The organism is Aquamicrobium defluvii (assembly GCF_004363725.1).
Taxonomy (GTDB): Bacteria; Pseudomonadota; Alphaproteobacteria; order Rhizobiales; family Rhizobiaceae; genus Mesorhizobium; species Mesorhizobium defluvii.
In genome coordinates, this window is the sequence record NZ_SNZF01000010.1 from 17,415 (window position 1) to 38,219 (window position 20,805).

Genomic DNA, 20,805 nt, shown 5'->3' on the forward strand with positions numbered 1-20,805 from the left:
GCTCCGGTTTTCAATCTGACCCTATGCGGTCTGTTTTCCTTGCAGGTTCGGCGGCTCCCCTTGTTGCTCCGATACGGCGGGCATCATGTTCAGGCTGTTCCGCATCTTCGAAGGTGTCATTCCGAAACGCCGGCGAAACACGCGATTGAAGTAGGAAAGGTCGCCGAAGCCGGTATCGTAGGCCAATGAGCTGATCGGTCGGTCGGCTTTTTGCAATATGAGCGAGCGGGCCCTCTCAAGGCGGCGTTCCAGCACGTAGCGCGAAAAAGTCGTTCCCTCGTGCTGGAAGAGCTTTTGCACATGGCGTGGCGTCACGCCGAATTTGGCGGCTATAGCGGCCAGGCCGAAACGCGGGTCCGTAAGGCGGCTCTCGATGAATGCCTTGATACGCGACAGGCTTGCGCTCGCCCGGTCGGCCTGCTCGTTGTCGTGAAGATATTCCACCACCATCGGCGGAACCTGCGTGAAGTGTGCCGCGATCATCTCAGCTTCGCCGTGGGCATGGGCGCCGCGCATGAGCAGATAGGCTGCATGGGTAATGAGGAGCTTCAGCGGTGGATGCGCCTTCGGGATCGGGCGCATGAGGAAACGCCCCGGATCCTGTTTCATTGTCGGAAAGTACCGCGCAGGCATGCTTCCACAGTCGATGCGCCCGCCTTGGGCGAGCCGCAACTCGAAAGGAAGGCTGGCGCACCTTCTGCGGGCCGATCTCGTGCCCGCAGAAGGTGCGCCAGAACCGCCGCGTCGATCTTGTCCGTCTTGATCTTCGCGTCGGCGATCGCCTTCGCCTTCAGGAGATGCGCCAGAATGACGTCGTCGCAGATGTCGTCGTGCCATATCGCTTGCGAAAGGCATTCGACAGATGGCTGGCGTCGGAGAAACCCCGTTCTCCCGCGATCTCGGTGAAGTTGGGGTGGGTATGGCGGATCATGCGTTCGGCGGCTTCCATGCGTAAGGCCCGCAGGACGCCGAAGACCGTCATTCCGGTGGCCGCGCGGAAGGTCTGGTTCAGCGTCACATGGCTGAGACCCGCCTCACGTTCGATCTCCGCCATGGTGATTGTGTCTGCCATCCGCCCGGACAGGGAGGCGCTCGGCCGCTGGACGAGAACGGCCGGATCGCCTGCCGCATTGTCCCGGCCTGAAACGGAAGAAAGCTCCTCGAGAGCATGGCCGATCAGGGCGAGGCATTGTCCTTCCTTGCGCAGCATTGCCGCAGGATCGGTACGCCCGTCGAGCGGTATCTCAAGGGTGGTCTTGCCTGGCACCGGCAGGTGCAGTCGCTGGAAAGGTCTGCTTTGTGGCAGCGCAATGTCGAGCACCGCGGCAAGCTCAGGGGCCAGCCGGGAAACCGTCAGGGCGATCACGAGATTCGCGCAGCCTTCGCTCTTTTCCACAATCCGCTTCTGCCGCTTTCCGCCGGAGCGGATGATCCAGCCCTGGCCGCCCGTGATTTCATGTGCCGCGCCGCGCGGGTCGACCAGCAGCATCCGGCCCGAAAGGTTGAAAGCGAGGATCAACTGGTCTTCGGGCCTGCATATCTCGTCATCGTGCCGGATTGCAGGCGAGAAATGGCTGTGCGCCAGCACCAGTCCCGCATCGATGCGCAAGACGTCGACATGGGTGTTGTGAAGGCCGGGCAAGGTGACCGAGGTCGTGCTGCCGGGTTCGCAGGGAATGAAACGATGTGGCTCGATCAGGTTCATGCAGCTCGCCAATATCGCTGCCGGGGCGCAACGTGCCGGATCGGGCGCGTCCCGTTGCGGCTGTCCGGTGCGTCGGAGGGCTGGCGACAGAGGCTTGCAGGAACAGGAGGATCAATTTTCCCTGCGATGACAAGCCGGTCAATCTTCCCGACGGATACCCGCATAGCGACGGGCAGGGCGAAAGCGTGAGATTCCCGCGCATCTGTTGAAGCCGGCATCAATTCCAGCGACGCTGGGGGCACGGTGTTCCTCCCCGGAGAGGCAACACGGGGAGCGCTCGCCGGGACATGAAATCCGCCGCTGTTATCCAGTGGCGGACCGCACCTGCGCCTTTTCCAAACATTTGGTGTTGACCAAATATTGGAATATGATATTCCATAGTTCATATTCTATAATGAAGATGGGCACCGGTCCCATCCCGGATCGAAGAGGTGAGCATGGGGGAGGTGGGTTTCGGACGTGCAGCGAGCGCGAAAGCCGATAATGTGGCGCTGGAGATCGTCGATCTTCGCATCCGCTACGGCAGTCTCGAGGTCGTCAAAGGGGTCACCATCACTGCGGATGCCGGTTCCCATCTGACGCTGGTGGGTCCGAGCGGCTGTGGCAAGACCACGATCCTGCGATCGATTGCGGGGCTGGAGAAGCCTTCGGGCGGACGCATCAGCCTGTTTGGCCGCCCGGTCTACGACAGCGACGCCGGAATAGAGGTTTCCGCCGAGCATCGTGATGTGTCGATGGTTTTCCAGAGCTACGCCATCTGGCCGCACATGACGGTATTCGAAAATGTCGCCTATGGCCTTCGCCTGCGCAAGGTTGCCAGGGCCGAGATCGATCGGCGCGTCATGGCTGCCCTTGCCATGGTCGGGCTGGAGGAGCAGGCCCATCGCCCGTCGCCCATGCTCAGCGGCGGTCAGCAGCAGCGGGTCGCGCTGGCGCGGAGCTTCGTCTTCGATCCCAAGATCCTTCTGTTCGACGAGCCGTTGTCCAATCTGGATGCGAAGCTTCGCGCCCAGATGCGCCACGAGCTCAAGGAACTGACCAGCCGGCTTGGGATTACCGCCGTCTACGTGACCCACGATCAGGAAGAAGCCCTGTCCATGTCGGACCACGTCGTGGTCCTGCAATCGGGCATCGTGCGCCAGCAGGCGGATCCTTTCACCACCTATTTCAGGCCCCGCAATGCCTTTGTCGCCGACTTCATGGGGGCATCCAATTTCCTGCCTCTGGAGCGGCGGCCCGCAGCGACGGACGGCGACCTGGTGGAGGCGCGTCTGGTCAACGGCCAGTCCGTTCTGTGTGCGGGCGCCATTCCGGATGGAGACCTGGCCGGGGTGGCGGTCAAGGCGTCCCATCTCTCGCCGCAGGCCAGCCGCCCCCCGTCCGGTCGAAACATATGGGAAGTGACCGTCAGGCAGCGAACGTTCGTCGGCGATCTCATGGAGTACAGCCTCGACTGGAAGGGGCTCGAACTGAGGGCGAGGACGCTGTCTTCCCAGATATTCGAGATCGGTGAGACGGTATATTGCTGCGTCTCCCCCGAATATGCGGTGCTTGTCGAGACCTGACAGGTCCGTGGCATGCTCGCTTTGATTGAAGAATACATGTTTGTGAAATCGAGGAAATTATGAAAACTGCCCGCGTTCTTATGAAGCACGAAACGATTTCTTTCGATCCAAATTGCTACAATTCGGATTCCAGCGTCGGGACGGTCATCCTCAAGATGGTATGCCAGGGCTTGCTGAAGATCGACCATCAGGGACAACTTGCTCCCGATCTGGCCACCTCGTGGACTGCTTCGGAAGATCAGCGTGTCTTTACCTTCGAGATCGACCGGAACGCGACCTTCCATTCGGGACGGCCGTGCGATGCCGAAATCGTGGCTTGGAATTTCAAGCGGCTGTTCAGCGGCACGGCCGACAGCCTGTTGGCCACCGATTATGCCGGGCTGGAATCCGTACGCGCAACCGGCCGTCATACGGTGGAATTCCGTTTCGATGCACCCAACACTCCCTTCCTGCGCAACCTCGCCTGGCGCACCCACATCATCGACGACTGCGCCGACCAGCCGGTCGGCACCGGGCCGTTCCGCCTGACCGACTGGGTACGCAACAGCCATATGACGCTGGAGACGGCTCGCGGTGACCGGCGCTGGGATGAGGTGAGCATCGATCGGGTAGACGTACGCTTTGCCGCCAGCGCGGAGGAGCGCATCGAGGTCATCGAGCGTGGCGCGGCGGATGTCGTCGAAAGCGTTCCGGCGGGGGCTGCCGCCAGCCTCGAAAGCCGGGGCCTTCTCCATAGCGAAGCGGTTCCATCGCTCCAGAAGAGCGCGCTGTGCTTCAATTGCGCCGCGCCTCCCTTCGACGACCCCAGGATGCGGCAGGCCGTCGTCCACGCCATCAACCGCGAACGGCTGGTTGCGGCGACGATCGGCCCGCAGGGCCGTATCGTCGACGGCATCATCCCCTTCGGTGAGCCGTGGGCCTGCGAACTGGAGCCGATCACCTATGATTTGCAGAAGGCCAGGGCCCTGATGAGGGAAGCGGGATATGGCGAGGGGCTGACGATCCGGGGTGCGTCGACCAATGTCGCCCCCATGCCGAAGCTCGCCCAGTTGGTGGCCGAGGATCTGGAAGTCATAGGCATCAAGCTGGAAACCGCGGTCTATTCGGATCCGCCATGGTGGCCCTATGTCTACCTGATGGCGCCATGGAACGTGGCTTTTCAGGGCAGCCCCGCCCGCCCTCACATCGACACATATCTGGGCCGCGAGTTCAGGACCGGCGGCGCCTTCAACGCGGGACGCTACAGCAATCCGGCGCTGGATCGTATCATCGACGAGGCGCGGCGAACCCCCGATCCGGTTGCGCAAGCCTCGCTCTATGCCGATGCCCAGCGCATTATCAGGCAGGACCTGCCGGTCTATATCCTTTTCGCCTCGAATGTGCTGGTCGGCTGGCGGCCGGGTGTTGAGGGCTTCGCTCCCCATCCGATGGGCGTGCTGGACTTGACGAAGGTCCGCCTGGGAGAACAGTAGAAGACTCGGGATTTGGTGGAGTGGTTCGATGACGCGCCCAGATGAAGCAACGATGGTTTTGACTCCCCGGCCGGGGAAGGCGTCCAAAAGCGGCGAACTGTCCATCGGGGGCAGGCCGCAATTGCTGGCCGACAAGGTCTACGAAACCATTCGCCAGGCCATCATCGACGGTGTGATCGAGCCGGGCGAGCGGGTCACCGAAAACAGCCTGGCCGAACGCCTTTCCGTCTCCAAGACGCCGGTCCGGGAGGCGCTGATGGAGCTGCGGCGCGTGGGCCTCGTCGTCGATTGGGGCCGGCGCGGCGGTCAGGTCATCATGCCGTCCCGCGAGGCTTTTCAGGAAGTTTCGGAGGCGCGGGAGGCCATCGAGGTGCTGATCTCGGCCAATGCCGCACTGCGCACCACGGAGGCGGAGAAACAGGCGATCCGGAAGGCCGCCGAAACGTCGCTCAAGATAGCAAAGACAGGCGATGTCGATGGTTTCCACAACATCAATGTGGAATTCCATGCTCTTATCGCACATGGTGCCAAGAATGCCCGGTTGCTGAGCATGCTTCGCGATCTTTTCGACCTCAGCTCGCTGCTGAGGTTGCGCGATCTGCCGCCGGTCCACGATCTGGTCAAATATGCGGGAGACCATATCGTGATCGCCGAGCTGATTGCCAAGGGTGATGACAAGGGCGCTGCGGAAGCCGCCCGTGCGCATGTGTTGTATACGCGCCGCGAAAACCTCGAAGCGTTCGATCGGCGTCGCAGGGCATAGAGCATCGATCCCGAAACCGGGAAGCCCCCGCCGACCGGGGGCACATGGAAGATCGGAAGAAAGCGCGGATTGCGGCCGCCGGCACATTGCCGCGCCTTGAGAGGTCGCGTCGCGTTTGGCCGGAACGGGCCCGCGTTCGAGCCGGTTCTGCGAACCGCACCTGCGGCCGGCCACGAGCCGTACGTGGCGGGGCCTGCATGTTTCGCCCGCATTGTCCGGAGCCGGCGATGAAATGCCGGGGATCGATTGTAGAAATTGTGGCGCAAGGCGCCCACCGTGGCGGATGTCCATGCATCCTGGAGGAGTGAGCGGATCGTGACAATCCAGGCCAAGCCGCTCGAGCCGGAGCGTTTCATCCCGTATGGAACAGTCGGGCAGGTGCTGCGTCCGTCAGGAACCAGGGTGGAGGCTGCATGGTTCGGCGAGCAGGGTGGTCATGGCCGTCCCCTCAATCTCGCTTATGCCGGGAAGGCCGAGACACCTGCCCCGCTTCGCATCGGATATCTGGAGAGGCACCGGCTCTCGGCCCAGCTGTTTGTGCCGGTCGATCTGTCACGTTTTCTGGTGGTGGTCTGCCCGAGCCTTGTCAACGGCGAACCGGACCTGTCGCGGCTTGCCGCCTTCGTCGCCCGTTCACAGCAAGCCGTGTGTTACGGCAAGGGAGTCTGGCATGCGCCGATGCACCTGCTGGACAGGCCCGGCTCCTACATGGCCGCGCGCAATTGCCATTCGATGCGAGACGACCTCGAGCTTTTCGAGCTGCCCGAAGCGCTTGAAGTCGCAGTTCCGTGTGACGAACCCTGATCGAGTGCCTTCAGGGGAGGCAGACCGCGCTTGACTAAAATTATGGAATATGGAATATCATATTTTATATAGAGACATCGAAAAAGCCGATAGGGAGGAGTGCTATGGTGTCAATGAAACTCGGCAAGGCCGCGCTTGCCGTCATGGGAGGGCTGTTGCTCTGGTGCGGTGCGGCGGCTGCGGAAACATTCGACCGGGACGCGCTGGTCGAGGGGGCGCGCAAGGAGGGCAAGCTCGTCTGGTACACGGGTGCGCCCGATGATCTCGCCAGCCGGATGCTGTCCGCTTTCAACAAGAAGTATCCGTTCATCGACGTGAGCGAATACTATACCAGCACGGCAGGGCAGGTGCTTTCCAAGCTGCAGGCCGAAATCGCCGCCGGACGGAAGATCGCCGATGTGTTCCATACGGGCGACATGGGCACGGTGCTTACATTGCACGGGCAGGGCCGCATCGCGACCTATGTCACGCCGGAGCAGGATGCGTATGCCGATGCCTACAAGAACCCCGGAATATGGACCGGGTGGCGCATTTCGACCCTCAACATGGGGTACAGCAAAACCCGCATAAAGGACGAGGACGCCCCGACCTCATGGATGGTGCTGACCGACCCGAAATACAAGGGAAAGATCGGCTTCCAGGACTCGACATCGGGCCTTCAGCATCTCCAGTGGTATATTCTCAAGCAGACGATGGGCGACGATTTCTGGCCGAAGGTGGCTGAGAACAATCCCGTGATCTATGGCGGCAATGTTGCCATTGTCGAAGCAGTGCTGCGCGGCGAACTGCATCTGGCCGGCGAAACCACCAGCTATTTCGTATGGGGTTACACCCAGAAGAAGAAGACGCCATTCCAGGGCGTGTGGCCGCAGGAAGGGGTGCCCATCGGCGTCCAGCCGATTTCGGTGCTCAACGATGCGCCCCACCCCAATGCGGCAAGGCTGTTCGTCGATTGGGTGCTGTCGCGCGAGGGTCAGCAGGTGATGGTCGATTCCATCGGGGATTATTCAGCGCGCGCCGACGTCGATCCACCGCAGGGCAGCCCGAAACTGGCCGACCTCAAGCAGCTTCTGCCCGATTCCTATGAGAATCTCCTGGAAAGCAAGAGCGCCTTCATCGAAGAATGGAAAATGCTCGCCAAGTGAAGCGTGGGCCCGGCGGGCGGGTTTCCGTTCGCCGGGAACGGCCTGCGGTTCCGGAGCATGAGCCGGTCCCGCAGACGGCGGGCGAGGCACTGCACTGCGCCGCCGACATCTGCGGCGATGCTGGGTTTCGCCGTCCACATCGTCGTTATCAGCCTGCTTTACTTGCATGAACGGGCGGCGGGCGGTGCTTGCAGTCTCGTGGCTCCTGCCCCTTTCCGCGCCGTGGAAGCGGCGCAGGTTTTGATGATGCCGTCATAGGTCCCGGCGCGCATTCACCGGAAGGTCGCATATGGTTTCGTCTCTGATCCGCAGCAAACTGGTCATCACCCGGGCTCTCGATCGCCATACGGTCGAGATCGTCGAGGGAGGAGCCGTCTACCAGCGTGACGGTGTCATCGTCGAGATCGGCGATGCCGGGGACCTGGCAGCCAGGTATCCGGTCGATGAGGTGCTGGGGTCACCGCATCATGTGGTGATGCCGGGCTTCGTCAACAGCCACCACCATGTCGGGCTGACGCCTCTGCAACTGGGAGCGGTCGATGACGCGCTTGAGACGTGGTGGATAAGCCGCCTCGGCAAGCGCAAGGTCGATCTCTACCTCGACACGCTCTATTCGGCATTCGAACTGGTCGAATCCGGGGTGACGACGGTCCAGCACCTCCACAACCGCCTGGGCGGCACCGTGGAGCAGATGGCGGCGGCGGCGAACCGGGTCATCGACGCCTATGGCGCGGTGGGCATGCGCGTGTCCTATTCGCATTCGGTGCGCGATCAGAACCGCATCTCATACATGGCCGACGAGGAATACATCGCCAGGCTTCCGGACGATGTCGGGGCGCTGCTTGGGCCGGTTCTGCGGGCGCAGTCCATCCCGCTCGAGGACAACATCGCGCTCTTCGAGGCGCTTCACGACCAGCACAGGAATTCGGAGCGGGTCAGGATTCAGCTTGCGCCGTCCAACCTGCACTGGTGCTCCGACAAGGCTCTCGAACTCGTTCGCGATTGCGCGCTGCGTCATCAGGTGCCCATGCACATGCATCTTCTGGAAACCGTATACCAGAAGGAATATGCAAAGCAGCGGAGCGGGGGATCGCCGCTGCGCTATCTGCACGATCTCGGCATGCTCGGTCCCCTCATGACGATCGGCCACGGGGTCTGGTTCACCGAAGCCGATATCGAACTGGCTGCCGAAACCGGCACCATGATCTGCCACAACGCCAGCTCCAACCTGCGCCTGCGCGACGGCATCGCACCGCTCAACGCGTTCGAGGCCGGCGGAGTCAAGGTTGCCATCGGCATCGACGAGGCCGGTATCAACGACGACCGCGACATGCTGCAGGAGATGAGGCTGGTGCTGAACCTGCACCGGGAGCCCGGCATGCACGACCGCGTTCCGACAGCGGGCCAGGTTCTTCGCATGGCGACGGAACATGGCGCGCAGACCACTCCGTTCGGCGCCAGCATCGGCACGCTGGAGCCTGGAAAAGCGGCCGATATGGTGCTGTTCGACTGGCGCACCATTGCCTATCCCTATCTCGACGAGGAGGTCCCGGTGCTCGAAGCGGTGCTGCGCCGGGCCAGATCGCGCGATGTCGATACCGTAATCGTCGCCGGCGAGCCCATCCTGCGCGACGGGCGCTTCACCCGTATCGACAAGAAGGCGGTTCTGCATGAATTGGCTTCGGCTCTCGCCGTGCCGCGCGACGGGGACGAACAGGCGCAGCTCGATCTGGCGCGCCGCCTCAAGCCCCATGCCGCCAGCTTCTATGATGCTGATCCACAGCACGGTTGCAGCTGCTGCCGGCCCTTCTATCACATGAATGCGCGGCAATAGCCGAACGCCAACCATCGGGGGATGCCCATGACCGACAAGCTGAAACTCGGCACATTCGCGGGCCTGACGGCAATCGTTCTGTTCCTGGTCGGATATCCGCTCGTGATGCTGGTGTTGTCCAGCTTCGAGCCCATACCGCAGGGCGGGGGACTTCACGATGCCTTGCGCGGCTATCTGGTTCTCTTCGACAATCTCGACCTGCTCTACAATTCCATCGTCATCGCCGTCGGCAGCACGCTTCTGGCGCTGATTTTCGGCGTCGGTCTGGCGTGGATCATCGCCCGCACCGACATCCCCTTTCGCGGGCTGCTGGAGCAGATGGTCGTCATCCCGTTCTACCTGACCCCGCTGATGGGCGCCGTTGGCTGGGCCCTGCTTGCGTCTCCCAACGAGGGCGGTGCGCTCAACGCGCTGCTGATGAGATGGTCGCTGGCAGACGAGCCGGTGTTCAACGTCTACACGCCGCTCGGCATCATCTGGGTGATGGGCATATATTTCGCTCCGTTCCCGTTCCTCTTCGCGGTCGGCGCGCTGCGTTCCATGGACCCTTCGCTGGAGGAAAGCTCCCAGGTGCTTGGCAGCGGCCAGTTCGGCACCAGCCTGCGCATCACCTTGCCGCTCATCATGCCGGCCATGCTGGGCAGCAGCCTTCTGGTCTTCGTGCTGGCTGTCGGCCAGTTCGGCGTTCCGGCAATTCTGGGCAGCCCGAACGGATATCACGTGCTGACAACGCGCATCTACGAATATGTGACCGGTTTCCAGCCGGATTACGCCGCGGCCTCGGCCATGGGCCTGTCGCTGTTCGCTTTCACGGCAGTCGGCGTCTATCTGCAATTCAAGGTGCTCGGCCAGAAGAAATACACCACGGTCACAGGACGCGGCTTTCGCCCCAAGCTGATCGACGCGCGCGGCTGGCGCCTGCCCCTGTTCGGCTTCGTGGTATTCTATGTGGCAATTGCGGTGATATTGCCCATCGGAATTCTGCTGTTTGCGTCCCTGGTGGAGTGGATCGTCTACGATCCGGAATACATCCAGTTCACGCTCCAGAACTTCAACCACGTCATATACCAGCATTCCGCCACGAAGATCGCTGTCGGCAACACGCTGATCCTTGCCTTCTCGGCCAGTGCGATCATCCTTTTGCTGAGCGTGATCATCGCCTGGATGCTGCATCGTACGAACCTGCCCGGCCGGCGTCTTCTCGAATATGTGTCGATGGTACCGGTGGCGGTCCCGGCGGTGGTGTTCTCCGTCGGGCTTCTGTGGGCGTGGACCAGCATTCCGGTGATCCCGATCTACGGAACCTTGTGGATCCTGCTGATCTGTTACCTGACGATCTTCCTGCCCTACGGCATCCGGGCCATTTCAGCGACGCTGGTGCAGATCGACAAGAGCCTGGAAGAGTGCGCCAGCGTCATGGGCGCTTCCTGGGGCCGTGTGCTGCGCACCATCACCTTTCCGCTGCTGGCGCCGGGATTGTGGGCCGGCTGGGCAATCCTGTTCATCTCCGTGACCAAGGAACTGACCGCCTCCGCGCTGCTCTACAACAGCAAGACGGTGGTGCTGTCGGTGGCCGTCTTCGACCTGTGGGCCCACAGCTCCTTCACCAATGTCGCCGCGCTGTCACTGATACAGGCGGCTGTCATCTTCGCTGCCCTGTTCCTGTCCCGGCTGCTGGGACGCGCGAGGGGAGCGCCGGCATGAGACTGTTGGACGAGCATATGGAAAACCCGATGTCATACCCGCGCGACCTTGTGGGGTACGGCGCCAATCCGCCGGATCCCGGCTGGCCCGGTGCTGCGAGGGTGGCCGTGCAGTTCGTGCTCAACATCGAGGAAGGCGCCGAATACTCGCCCCTCGACGGAGACCCACGCTCGGAAATCGGGCTGGCCGAGGTTCCGGGCGGCCGCCTGCCTCCGGGCCATCGCGATCTCGCTTTCGAATCGATGTATGAATATGGCAGCCGAGTCGGCGTGTGGCGGTTGCTGCGACTGTTCAGGGAACACGACATTCCGCTTACCGCATTCGCCTGCGCGCTGGCGCTGGAACGCAATCCGCAACTGGCGCGGGCCATTGCCGACAGCGATATCGACGTGGTCTGCCACGGCTGGCGCTGGGAGGAGCCGTTTCACCTCGATGAGGAACGCGAGCGAGCGCACATCGCGCGGGCCGTGGAATCGTTGCAGCGCACCGTCGGGCGCGCGCCGGAAGGCTGGTACTGCCGTTTCGGGCCTTCCGCGCACACACGCAGGCTGCTCGTGGAGCATGGCGGGTTTCTCTACGACTCGGACTGCTACAGCGATGAGCTGCCCTTCTGGACCGAAGTTTCGGGCAAACAGCATCTGGTCGTACCCTACAGCTTTTCCACCAATGACAGCCGCTTCGCCAGCGGTGCGCTTTCGACGGGCGAAGAATATTTCACCATGTTGCGGGAGGCGTTCGACTATCTCTATGAGGAGGGTGAAGCCCAGCCCCGGATGATGTCGATAGGATTGCATGCGCGGCTTGCAGGCCATCCGATGCGCGCGCATGGCCTGCGCCGTTTCATCGAACATATTAAGGGTCATGACCGTGTCTGGATCTGTACGCGTGCTGACATAGCCCGCCACTGGCTTCGCAGGCATCCACCGAACTCCGGTCTCGACGGATAAAGTCTGTTTTCTTGCCCAAGGAATGGAGGGTCGATCATGGATCTCGGTATCAGGGGGCGGACGGCGCTTGTTCTGGGCTCCAGTCAGGGATTGGGGCGCGCGGCAGCCCAGGCCCTGGCACGGGAAGGGGTGTCCGTCATAGTGACGGGCCGTTCGCCGGAGCGCCTCGCCGCCGCCGCCGCAATTCTTCGCGCCGATGGCGCTGAAGACGTCGCAACCGAGCTTATCGACCTTTCCGATTCCGCCTTGCTGGCCGGATGGGTGGAGAGGATGGGTGCACGGGGCATCGATATCCTCGTCATCAATGGCGGCGGCCCGCCCCCCGGGCCGATCCCGGCAGTCGACGCCGATACATGGCGTCGCCAGTTCGACACCATGGTGAACGCTCCCATGCAGATTGCCGCCGGTCTTCTGCCTGGCATGCGCCAGCGGAAATGGGGACGCATCGTCAACATACTCTCTTCCGGGGTGGTGCAGCCGATACCGAATCTGGGTATTTCCAACACGCTGCGCATGTCGCTCGTCGGATGGGCGAAGACATTGTCGGGCGAAGTGGCAAGCGACGGGATCACGGTCAACTCTGTCGTTCCGGGGCGTATACACACCGGCCGAACCGACGAGCTGGACAGGCTTGCCGCCATGCGGGCGAACAAGACGCCGCAGGAGATCGCGCAGGCATCGTGCGCCGCCATCCCGATGGGGCGCTATGGCAGGCCGGAGGAATTCGCCGACGCCGTGGCCTTCATGGCGAGCGAGAGGGCGCGCTACATCACAGGTACGATATTGCGCGTCGATGGCGGCATGGTGAGGGGTATCTGATCGCGGCACCTCCCGGCGGCATGCTGCCCAGCAATGGCATCGCCCGTGACCGGCCGGGTCAGCGCGCAACGCGCCGGACAAGTCGGAGCACCGGCGTGAGATGCCGTGTTCCGCAACCGGAAAGCCGCCGCGCCGTTCGACGGCGGCATTGATCCGCCGGCACATACGACGATAAAACCCCGCCATGCATGGCTTCGGGCGTGGGCACCGAACGAGGCCGCCTTTCAATTCGTTGCCTGCTGCCGGATGGAGCGTGTCGCCGGCGCGCAAACGGCGTGAGTCTCAGGCCGGTCTTCCAATCCAGTCGTCGAACTCGTTCAGCTGGGCAAAGGTGGCCGGGCGCAGCTTGCCCCATTTCGAGGGATCCGCGACAAGGAATCGCCGCTGCGAGCGGGCGATCGCCGCCCGCTTCACGGCCACTTCATGGAAATGGAAACAGGTGACGCCTTCCTTTTCATGGACGCCGGCCGCCGAGAAAAAACCCTTGGTGATGTTGATTTCCTTCAGCATCTTCAGCGCCGTCTCCGAGCTGAAGCTGCCGCTTTCGGCGTGATACATGCCGGCCAGAAGAACAAGGTTCACTCCCTCCAGCCGCGCGATGATCTCTGCGATGTTGAGCGCCTGCGTCACCACTGTGACGTTGGCATTCTGCGGCACCCGGGCGGCGAGGTGGGGCAGGGTGGAGCCGCAGTCGATGAAGATCGTATCCTCCGGCGCTATGAGCGTGGCCGCCTGCAACGCCGCTTCCGTCTTGGCCTGGGTGTTGGTGCCCTGTGCATGGGAGAGGGAATAGCGCTCGCCATTGTCGCTGGCGAACATCAGATAGCCGCCGAGGCAGAGAATGCCGCTGTCGCTGTCGCTCAGATCGCGACGAATGGTGATCTCGGAGGTTTCGAGCTGCTTCGCCGCGTCGGCGATATGGACGATTGCGCCGGAAGAGCAGAGCTTTCGGAGCGCCTTGATGCGGGCCGTTCGTCCGGAAGGTCTTGCCACGTACAGTCTCCAGCGCCTGATGCTTCACGTTTATTGCGAACGCCTTTTTCGCGATCCTTCAGATGCGCTCCGGCGCTTTGCGCATTTCCGTCTGCGGATTCCTTTATCCTGAACCGGCCCCGCTGTCGGGGGGTGTAAAGCGGTCGGACCGTTTTTTCCCCAGGACGGAAGGGTGCAGGAGGGTTGCCAGTTATGATCAATCATGATCATATTGATGCGAATTGATCAATATGCTTCTCATATTGAGTTGGTTCAATCGGCATTCGTGGCCGGCCCGCTCGCTGCGGTCCGGTTCCAAAAGAGGAGGATTCGAGAATGAAAGCTCTGCTGACGGCAGCTTCCGTGGCCCTGTCGCTGATGGCATCGTCCGCGCTGGCGGACCAGATCGTCGACACGTCCAAGGTCAATCAGGACTTGATCACGACCAAGGATGACAAGAAGTACACCATTGCGACCGTCGTGAAGGTGGACGGTATCGCCTGGTTCGACCGCATGCGCGACGGCGTCGAGCAGTTCAAGGCCGATACCGGGCATGATGTGTGGATGGTCGGCCCGAGCCAGGCAGACGCCGCGGCTCAGGTGCAGATCATCGAAAACCTGATTGCGCAGGGCGTCGATGCCATCGCTGTCGTGCCCTTCTCGGTGGAAGCGGTCGAACCTGTGCTGAAGAAGGCCCGCGAGCGCGGCATCGTGGTGATCTCGCACGAAGCCTCGAACCTGACCAACACCGACTACGATCTGGAAGCCTTCGACAATCTCGCCTATGGCGCGAACCTGATGAAGGAGCTTGGCAAATATACGGGCGGCAAGGGCAAATACGTCACCACCGTCGGCTCGCTGACCTCCAAGAGCCAGATGGAGTGGATCGACGGCGCGGTCGCCTATCAGAAGGAGCATTTCCCGGACATGGAAATGGTCGGCGACCGGCTTGAGACCTATGACGACGCCGCCACCGACTACACCAAGCTGAAGGAGGCGATGACCGCCTATCCCGACATCACCGGCATCCTCGGCGCCCCGATGCCGACCTCGGCAGGTGCTGGCCGCCTAATCGCCGAAGGCGGGCTCAAGGACAAGGTGTTCTTCGCCGGCACCGGCCTGCCGTCGGTCGCGGGAGAATATCTCGCCAACGGTGACATCCAGTACATCCAGTTCTGGGACCCGGCCGTGGCCGGCTATGCCATGAACATCCTTGCCGTGGCGGCGCTGGAGGGCAAGGGCGACCAGATCAAGGCTGGCCTCAACCTCGGCCTCGCCGGCTATGAATCGCTGACCGCGCCGGAAGCGGACCGCCCGAACCTGCTGTACGGCGCGGGCTGGGTCGGCGTCACTGCCGAGAACATGGACCAGTACGACTTCTGACCCTATCGTGCAGGCCGGCGCCGCACTCCTGCCGGCGCCGGCCTGCACCCAGTCGTCTGAAGGCGAGGTTTCCCCTCTCAGCCTGCCGGAAAAATCATGTCCGAGTATCTGATAGAGCTGAAGAACATCAGCAAGCGCTTCGGTGGCGTGCGCGCTCTGGACGACGTGTCCATCGCCATCCGCCCGGGCGAGATTCATTGTCTGGCCGGGGAGAACGGCTCGGGCAAGTCCACCATCATCAAGGTGATGTCGGGCATCTACACGCCGGAGGAAGGCGAAATCCTGATCGACGGCAACTCCGTCGGCCGGCTCGATCCCATCCAGGCCGTGCACAGGGGCGTGCAGGTCATCTATCAGGACTTTTCCCTGTTCGGGAACCTGACGGTGGCCGAGAACCTTGCCCTCAACACCTATCTGCTGGAGGGTCGCAAGCGTATGGACTGGCCTCGCGCCCGCAGCATGGCGCGCGAGGTTCTGGCCCGTCTCGATGTGGAAATCGACATCGATGCCGATGTCGAGAGCCTGCCCGCATCGGGAAAGCAGATCGTCGCCATCGCCCGCGCGATCCTTGCCGAGGCGCGGCTGATCATCATGGACGAGCCGACGACGGCGCTCACCCGCCATGAGGTGGACGCGCTGTTCGCCATCGTCCGCGACCTGAAGGCGCAAGGCATCGCCATCCTGTTCGTCAGCCACAAGATGCGCGAAATGCTGGAGATTTCCGAGAGGCTGACCGTTTTCCGCAATGGCAGGAAGGTTGCCGAAGGCGCAATGCGCGACTTCGACGAGCCCGCCATCACCCGCGCCATGACCGGGCTGGAACTCGATGAGGAGCCTTATGCGCCCGAAATCGATCCGGCTGCGGCCCCGGCGCTGGAAGTCGGAGACCTGCGTGTTGCGGGCATCGTCCATGGCGTGAGCCTCGAATTGCGGCCCGGCGAGATCGTCGGTATCTCCGGCCTGATCGGCTCCGGCCGTACCGAACTGGCGCGCGCGCTGTTCGGCATGGAAAAGGCGGTTGCGAGGACATTTCGCGTCGCCGGCAGGGACGTCTTCCCGCGTTCGGTTCAGGAGGCGATCGCTCTCGGCATCGCCTATGTGCCGGAAGACAGGCTGAGCGAGGGCCTGTTCCTGACGCAAAGCATCGAGCGCAACATGGTGGTCAGCATACTGGAACGGCTGCGCAGCGGGCTGTTCCTCGACCGCAAGGCGATGCGCGACAAGACCGGGCAGATGTTCCGCGACATGCAGATCGCGGCCCCCTCGCCAGATACGGCGGTGGGCAATCTTTCAGGTGGCAATGCGCAGCGCGTGATGCTGGGCCGCTGGCTGCTGACCGGCGCGAAGATTCTCATTCTCAACGGGCCGACGGTGGGCGTCGATGTCGGCTCGAAAGCCAAGATCCATCGCATCATCCGCGACCTCGCCGAAAAGGAAGGACTGGCCGTCCTGATGATTTCGGACGATGTGCCGGAACTGACCGGCAACTGCAACCGCATCCACGTCATGCACGAGGGGCGCTTCGTGGCGGAGTTCCGGGGCGCTGACATGACCGAGGACAACATCAACGACAGCCTGAAGGCGCTGAGGTGAGGCGGCACATGAGGAGCCTGCAATCGACTGAAGCCGTGATCGCCGCCGTTCTCGTGGTGGTCATGCTGCTGATCGGCCTGATCAACCCCGCCTTCTGGGGCGTCGACAACCTGTTCAGCCTTGCAAGGGCCAATGTGGTCATCGGCATCATGGCGCTGGGCGTGCTGCTGATCATGATCTCGGGCGGCATCGACGTTTCGTTTCCGGCCATCTCGGCCGCCGCGCTCTACATCACGGTGCGCACCATGGTGGCGCTGGACTATGACGGCGTGGTGCTGCCCTTCATCGCGGCCTCGGTCATCGGCGTGCTGCTCGGCACCTTCAACGCCTTCATCATCGAGCGCTTCAGGATGATCCCGCTGATCGTGACGCTCGGCACGGCCTCGATCGTGCGCGGGCTGGTGCTCGGCCTGCTCGGCACCTCCATCGTCAACATCAACAAGATGCCGAAGGAACTGATCGCCTTCGGCAAGCAGGACCTCGTCTCCGTAACGGCGCAGAACGGGGCGACAGTCGGCCTCACCGCCATGGTGCTGGTCTATATAGGAGTGGCGGTGGTCATGCACATCGTGCTGCGCCACACCATGATGGGCCGCTCGGTCTACGCCTATGGCGGCGATCCGGAATCGGCGCGCCGTGCCGGTGTGAACACGCGCCGCACCATCTATTTCGTCTATTGCACCGCGGGCCTGCTGGCGGGTTTTGCCGGGCTGCTTCATGCCTCGATGATCTGGCAGGCCAATCCCCGCGACTTCATCGGGCTGGAACTCGACGTGATCGCGGCCGTGGTGCTCGGCGGAGCGTCGATCTTCGGCGGGCGCGGATCGGTGCTGGGCACGATGATAGGTGTGTTCACGCTCGTCATGATCAAGAATTCGCTCATCCTGATGAAGGTCGACACCACATGGCAACGGGTCGTCGTCGGCGTCATCATCATCGCCGCCACCGCGATCACCGCCTGGCGCGACCGCAAGAAACTGGTTTGAGCGGGGAGGCAAAGAACATGGCAGTCGAAGCCGAACGCAAACCCCTCATCCGCCGCCTGCTCGGCGAGGACGCGGCGATCGTACAGCTCGCGGCGATCACGCTGCTGATCTTCGCGGTGATGGCGGGGCTCAACCCCGACAAGTTCCTGCGCTACTACAATTTCGAGTCGATTTCCTATGTGATGCCCGAGCTGGGAATCCTGTGCATCGCCATGATGGTGGCGATGCTGACGGGCGGCATCGATCTGTCGATCGTGGCGATCGCCAATCTCGCCGCCATCACCGCCGGCATCTATTTCCGCCATCCGGCGGTGGCCGAATCCATCGCCGCCGGCGGGGCAGGGGCGGTGCTGCACACGATCATGGGCGTGCTGATCGCGCTGACGGTGGGGCTGGCGGCCGGGCTTCTGAACGGCGTCCTGATCGCGCGCCTGCGCATCATCCCGATCCTGGCGACGCTGGGCACGGGGCAGGTGTTCGCTGGTCTTGCGCTGGTGCTGACCGGCGGTCCCGCCATCGCCGGCTATCCGCAGGCATGGACGTGGATCGGCACCGGCAAGCTGCTTGGCATCGCCGCTCCGTTCTGGATCCTGATCGTGGTTGCCGTGGTCGTGGCGGTGGTGCTGCGCCGCACCCATCTTGGCGTCAACCTGATGCTGATCGGCACCAATGCGCGCGCCGCCGTCTTCGCCGGCATCCGCTCCTCGCGCATGATCCTCTACAGCTACGCCATGACCGGCCTGATGGCCGCCATTGCCGGCATCCTGCTGTCGGGCCGCACCAATTCCGCCAAGGCCGATTTCGGCTCCTCCTACCTCCTGCAGGCGGTGCTGATCGCGGTGCTCGGCGGCACCAATCCGGCCGGCGGCAAGGGGCGGGTCGCGGGCGTTCTGCTGGCGCTCGTGGCGCTGATGCTGTTGTCTTCGGGCATGCAGATCATGCGCGTGTCGAACTTCATGATCGATGCAGTGTGGGGCGCGTTCCTGGTTCTGGTGATTGCAATCAACTATCTGAGGTCGCCGAAATGAGTGCTGTCGCAGGCGATACCGTCCTTCATCTCCAGCCGGACGTCTTTCCGGCCAGCGGCGAACGCCTGATCGCCGAAAGCGGGGCCTTTTCCGTCACCGCATTCCGCTACCCCTCGTCGGTGGAAGGGCTGCGCATCGCTAATGCGCGCGGGCATGTCGTGGTGCTGCCCTTCCTCGGCCAGATGATCTGGGACGCGGTTTTCGACGGGCGGCGCCTGACCATGGGCAATGTGTTTCCCTATCCGCGCAACGGCGCCTCGATTCTGGAAACCTACGGCGCCTTCGCCTATCACGCCGGCGTCCTGCGCAACGGCACGCCCGGCCCGCAGGACACCCATCCCCTGCACGGTGAAATGCCGGTGACGCGCATGGACAGCGCGCATCTGCGCTTCGGCCATGACGCCGGAGGCGGCTTTGTCGAGGTGGGCGGCCATGCGGAATATGTGATGGGCTTCGGCCCGCATTACGTGGCCCGCCCCCGCGTGCGGCTCCACGCCGACAGCGGGCTGATCGACGTCGAGATGGTGGTCGAGAACCTCTCCGCGCACGAGATGGAGCTGATGTACATGCTCCATGCAAATTTCGATTTCGTGGCCGGGGCGCAGATTCACCAGCCGGCCGGCTATTCATCGCAGAGCACGGTGGTGCGCAAGACGATCCCCGGCCATGTCACGCCCTCGCGTGCGTTTCTTGAATTGCTGGAGGACCTCGGCCGCAATCCCGCCCGCATGCGCAGGCTCGACGAGCCGGAGCTCTACAGCCCCGAGCAGGTGTTCTACATTCGCGGGCTGGGGCGCGATGCCGAGGGCCGCACCCGGCTGGTGATGGAACTGCCGGGCCGCGACGCCTTCTCCGTCTCCTACAGGCCGCAGGACCTGCCGCACTGCGTGCGCTGGATCCTCAATGACGGCGATGCGCAGGTGGCGGCGTTCGCGCTGCCTTCCACCTGCGAGCCCGAAGGCTACACCGCCGAAAAGGCCAAGGGCCATGTGCGCCTGCTCGCCCCGGGCGAGGTGGCGCGATTCCCCGTGAAGCTCGGCTATCTGAGCGCCGCGGAAGCTCCTGACGCAATTTCCGAAATCAACGACATGAACGAGGGTTGAACCATGGCGTCATCGACCGAAACGGGCAGCGGACTGGCCAATAGAACGGGGCGCATCGTCGTCGTCGGCTCGAACATGGTGGATCTGATCACCTATGTCACCGTCATGCCCGCGCCCGGCGAGACGGTCGAGGCACCGGAGTTCGAGATCGGCTGCGGCGGCAAGGGCGCCAATCAGGCGATCGCGGCTGCCCGGCTTGGCTCGCGGGTCGGCATGGTCACCAAGGTGGGCGACGATCTTTTCGGCGACAACACGCTGCGCAATTTTGCCGAAAACGGCATCGACACCACCCATGTGAAGAAGGTGGCGGGCAAATCGTCGGGCGTCGCCCCGATCTTCGTCGAGCCGTCCGGTGAAAACTCCATCCTCATCGTCAAGGGCGCGAATGCGGAGCTTTCACCCGCCGATGTCGATGCAGCCGCCGACATGCTGCGCAAGGCCGACCTGATCCTGATGCAGCTCGAGATCCCGCTGGAAACGGTGCGCCATACGCTGCGCCGCGCGGCGGAATGGGGCGTGCGCACCATTCTCAACCCCGCGCCGGCCTCGGCCGATCTCGATGTCTCCGACCTGCGCAGCCTCAGCTTCCTCGTTCCCAACGAAAGCGAGCTTGCCCTTCTTTCCGGCCTGCCGACCGGCACGGAGGAGGAAATCGCAACGGCGGCGCGCAGCCTGATCGCGCAGGGCGTCGGGACTGTCATCGTCACGCTCGGCGCGCGTGGCGCGCGCCTCGTCACCGCCGATGCCGTCACCACCATAGAGGCGGTGAAGGTCAAGCCGGTCGACACCACCGGGGCGGGCGACGCCTTTATCGGCTCCTTCGCCCATTTCCTCGCGGCCACCGGCGATGTCGAAACCGCGCTGAACCGGGCGGCCCGCTACGCCGCTCAATCCGTGGGCCGCCGCGGCACCCAGAAATCCTATGCATCCGCCGAGGAATTCGAGACCTTCTGTGAGGCGCTTTCCGCCTCCGCTTCATGAG

Annotated in this window: 18 protein-coding genes and 1 pseudogene; 15 read left to right on the forward strand and 4 right to left on the reverse strand. The window is 63.0% G+C overall.

Annotation, left to right across the window (positions count from 1 at the left end):
• Positions 1-21 precede the first annotated feature (21 nt).
• The 3 genes and pseudogenes from DES43_RS09270 to DES43_RS09280 all read right to left on the reverse strand — a co-directional run bounded on the left by DES43_RS09270 (position 22) and on the right by DES43_RS09280 (position 1,705).
• Positions 22-633: a helix-turn-helix domain-containing protein gene (locus DES43_RS09270; protein WP_084496519.1), complete on the reverse strand. Its 612-nt coding sequence runs from the start codon at positions 631-633 to the stop codon at positions 22-24.
• A gap of 53 nt (positions 634-686) precedes the next feature.
• Positions 687-836 (reverse strand): annotated as a pseudogene (locus tag DES43_RS22885) (IS110 family RNA-guided transposase); the annotation flags it as partial.
• Entirely contained in the window at positions 791-1,705 is a 915-nt protein-coding gene (locus DES43_RS09280) for a helix-turn-helix transcriptional regulator (RefSeq protein ID WP_035027540.1), read from the reverse strand. The gene DES43_RS09280 and the pseudogene DES43_RS22885, both read right to left, overlap by 46 nt.
• Positions 1,706-2,142: 437 nt before the next feature.
• Between DES43_RS09280 and DES43_RS09285 the strand changes: the two genes are divergently transcribed.
• From DES43_RS09285 to DES43_RS09325, 9 genes are all read left to right on the forward strand, one after another.
• Positions 2,143-3,270, forward strand: coding sequence for an ABC transporter ATP-binding protein (locus tag DES43_RS09285; protein ID WP_133675038.1), 1,128 nt, complete (start codon positions 2,143-2,145; stop codon positions 3,268-3,270).
• A 59-nt stretch (positions 3,271-3,329) separates the two neighbouring features.
• The gene (locus DES43_RS09290) at positions 3,330-4,742 is read left to right on the forward strand and encodes an ABC transporter substrate-binding protein (RefSeq protein ID WP_084496520.1); all 1,413 of its coding nucleotides are present in this window, start codon (positions 3,330-3,332) and stop codon (positions 4,740-4,742) included.
• A gap of 52 nt (positions 4,743-4,794) precedes the next feature.
• Positions 4,795-5,505, forward strand: coding sequence for a GntR family transcriptional regulator (locus tag DES43_RS09295; protein ID WP_035027545.1), 711 nt, complete (start codon positions 4,795-4,797; stop codon positions 5,503-5,505).
• 315 nt (positions 5,506-5,820) lie between these two features.
• Positions 5,821-6,309, forward strand: a complete 489-nt coding sequence (locus DES43_RS09300) for an ureidoglycolate lyase (protein ID WP_166647723.1) — start codon at positions 5,821-5,823, stop codon at positions 6,307-6,309.
• Between the two features lie 104 nt (positions 6,310-6,413).
• Positions 6,414-7,454, forward strand: coding sequence for an ABC transporter substrate-binding protein (locus tag DES43_RS09305; RefSeq protein WP_133675040.1), 1,041 nt, complete (start codon positions 6,414-6,416; stop codon positions 7,452-7,454).
• A gap of 289 nt (positions 7,455-7,743) precedes the next feature.
• Complete coding sequence (locus DES43_RS09310; RefSeq protein WP_035027555.1) at positions 7,744-9,288, forward strand: amidohydrolase family protein; 1,545 nt, start codon at positions 7,744-7,746, stop codon at positions 9,286-9,288.
• A 27-nt stretch (positions 9,289-9,315) separates the two neighbouring features.
• Complete coding sequence (locus tag DES43_RS09315; RefSeq protein WP_166647724.1) at positions 9,316-10,992, forward strand: ABC transporter permease; 1,677 nt, start codon at positions 9,316-9,318, stop codon at positions 10,990-10,992.
• On the forward strand, positions 10,989-11,939 hold the full coding sequence (locus DES43_RS09320; RefSeq protein WP_245264726.1) for an allantoinase PuuE: 951 nt from the start codon (positions 10,989-10,991) through the stop codon (positions 11,937-11,939). The genes DES43_RS09315 and DES43_RS09320 overlap by 4 nt, the downstream gene beginning before the upstream one ends.
• 36 nt (positions 11,940-11,975) lie before the next feature.
• Positions 11,976-12,758, forward strand: a complete 783-nt coding sequence (locus DES43_RS09325; RefSeq protein WP_035027571.1) for an SDR family oxidoreductase — start codon at positions 11,976-11,978, stop codon at positions 12,756-12,758.
• 282 nt (positions 12,759-13,040) lie between these two features.
• Here DES43_RS09325 and DES43_RS09330 read toward each other — a convergent pair whose 3' ends face one another.
• A complete protein-coding gene (locus tag DES43_RS09330) occupies positions 13,041-13,751 on the reverse strand; it encodes a DeoR/GlpR family DNA-binding transcription regulator (RefSeq protein ID WP_035027575.1) in 711 nt (236 codons plus the stop codon).
• Positions 13,752-14,066: 315 nt separating this feature from the next.
• Here DES43_RS09330 and DES43_RS09335 point away from each other — a divergent pair, with 315 nt between their 5' ends.
• The 6 genes from DES43_RS09335 to rbsK all read left to right on the forward strand — a co-directional run bounded on the left by DES43_RS09335 (position 14,067) and on the right by rbsK (position 20,804).
• Complete coding sequence (locus tag DES43_RS09335) at positions 14,067-15,113, forward strand: autoinducer 2 ABC transporter substrate-binding protein (protein ID WP_035027578.1); 1,047 nt, start codon at positions 14,067-14,069, stop codon at positions 15,111-15,113.
• Positions 15,114-15,209: 96 nt separating this feature from the next.
• Entirely contained in the window at positions 15,210-16,706 is a 1,497-nt protein-coding gene (locus tag DES43_RS09340) for a sugar ABC transporter ATP-binding protein (RefSeq protein WP_035027582.1), read from the forward strand.
• Positions 16,707-16,714: 8 nt separating this feature from the next.
• Positions 16,715-17,692, forward strand: a complete 978-nt coding sequence (locus DES43_RS09345) for an ABC transporter permease (protein WP_035027585.1) — start codon at positions 16,715-16,717, stop codon at positions 17,690-17,692.
• A gap of 17 nt (positions 17,693-17,709) precedes the next feature.
• A complete protein-coding gene (locus tag DES43_RS09350; protein ID WP_035027588.1) occupies positions 17,710-18,720 on the forward strand; it encodes an ABC transporter permease in 1,011 nt (336 codons plus the stop codon).
• On the forward strand, positions 18,717-19,823 hold the full coding sequence (locus tag DES43_RS09355) for an aldose 1-epimerase family protein (RefSeq protein ID WP_035027591.1): 1,107 nt from the start codon (positions 18,717-18,719) through the stop codon (positions 19,821-19,823). Before DES43_RS09350 ends, DES43_RS09355 begins: the two co-directional genes overlap by 4 nt.
• A 3-nt stretch (positions 19,824-19,826) precedes the next feature.
• Positions 19,827-20,804, forward strand: coding sequence for a ribokinase (rbsK, locus tag DES43_RS09360; RefSeq protein WP_035027595.1), 978 nt, complete (start codon positions 19,827-19,829; stop codon positions 20,802-20,804).
• Position 20,805: the final 1 nt, after the last annotated feature.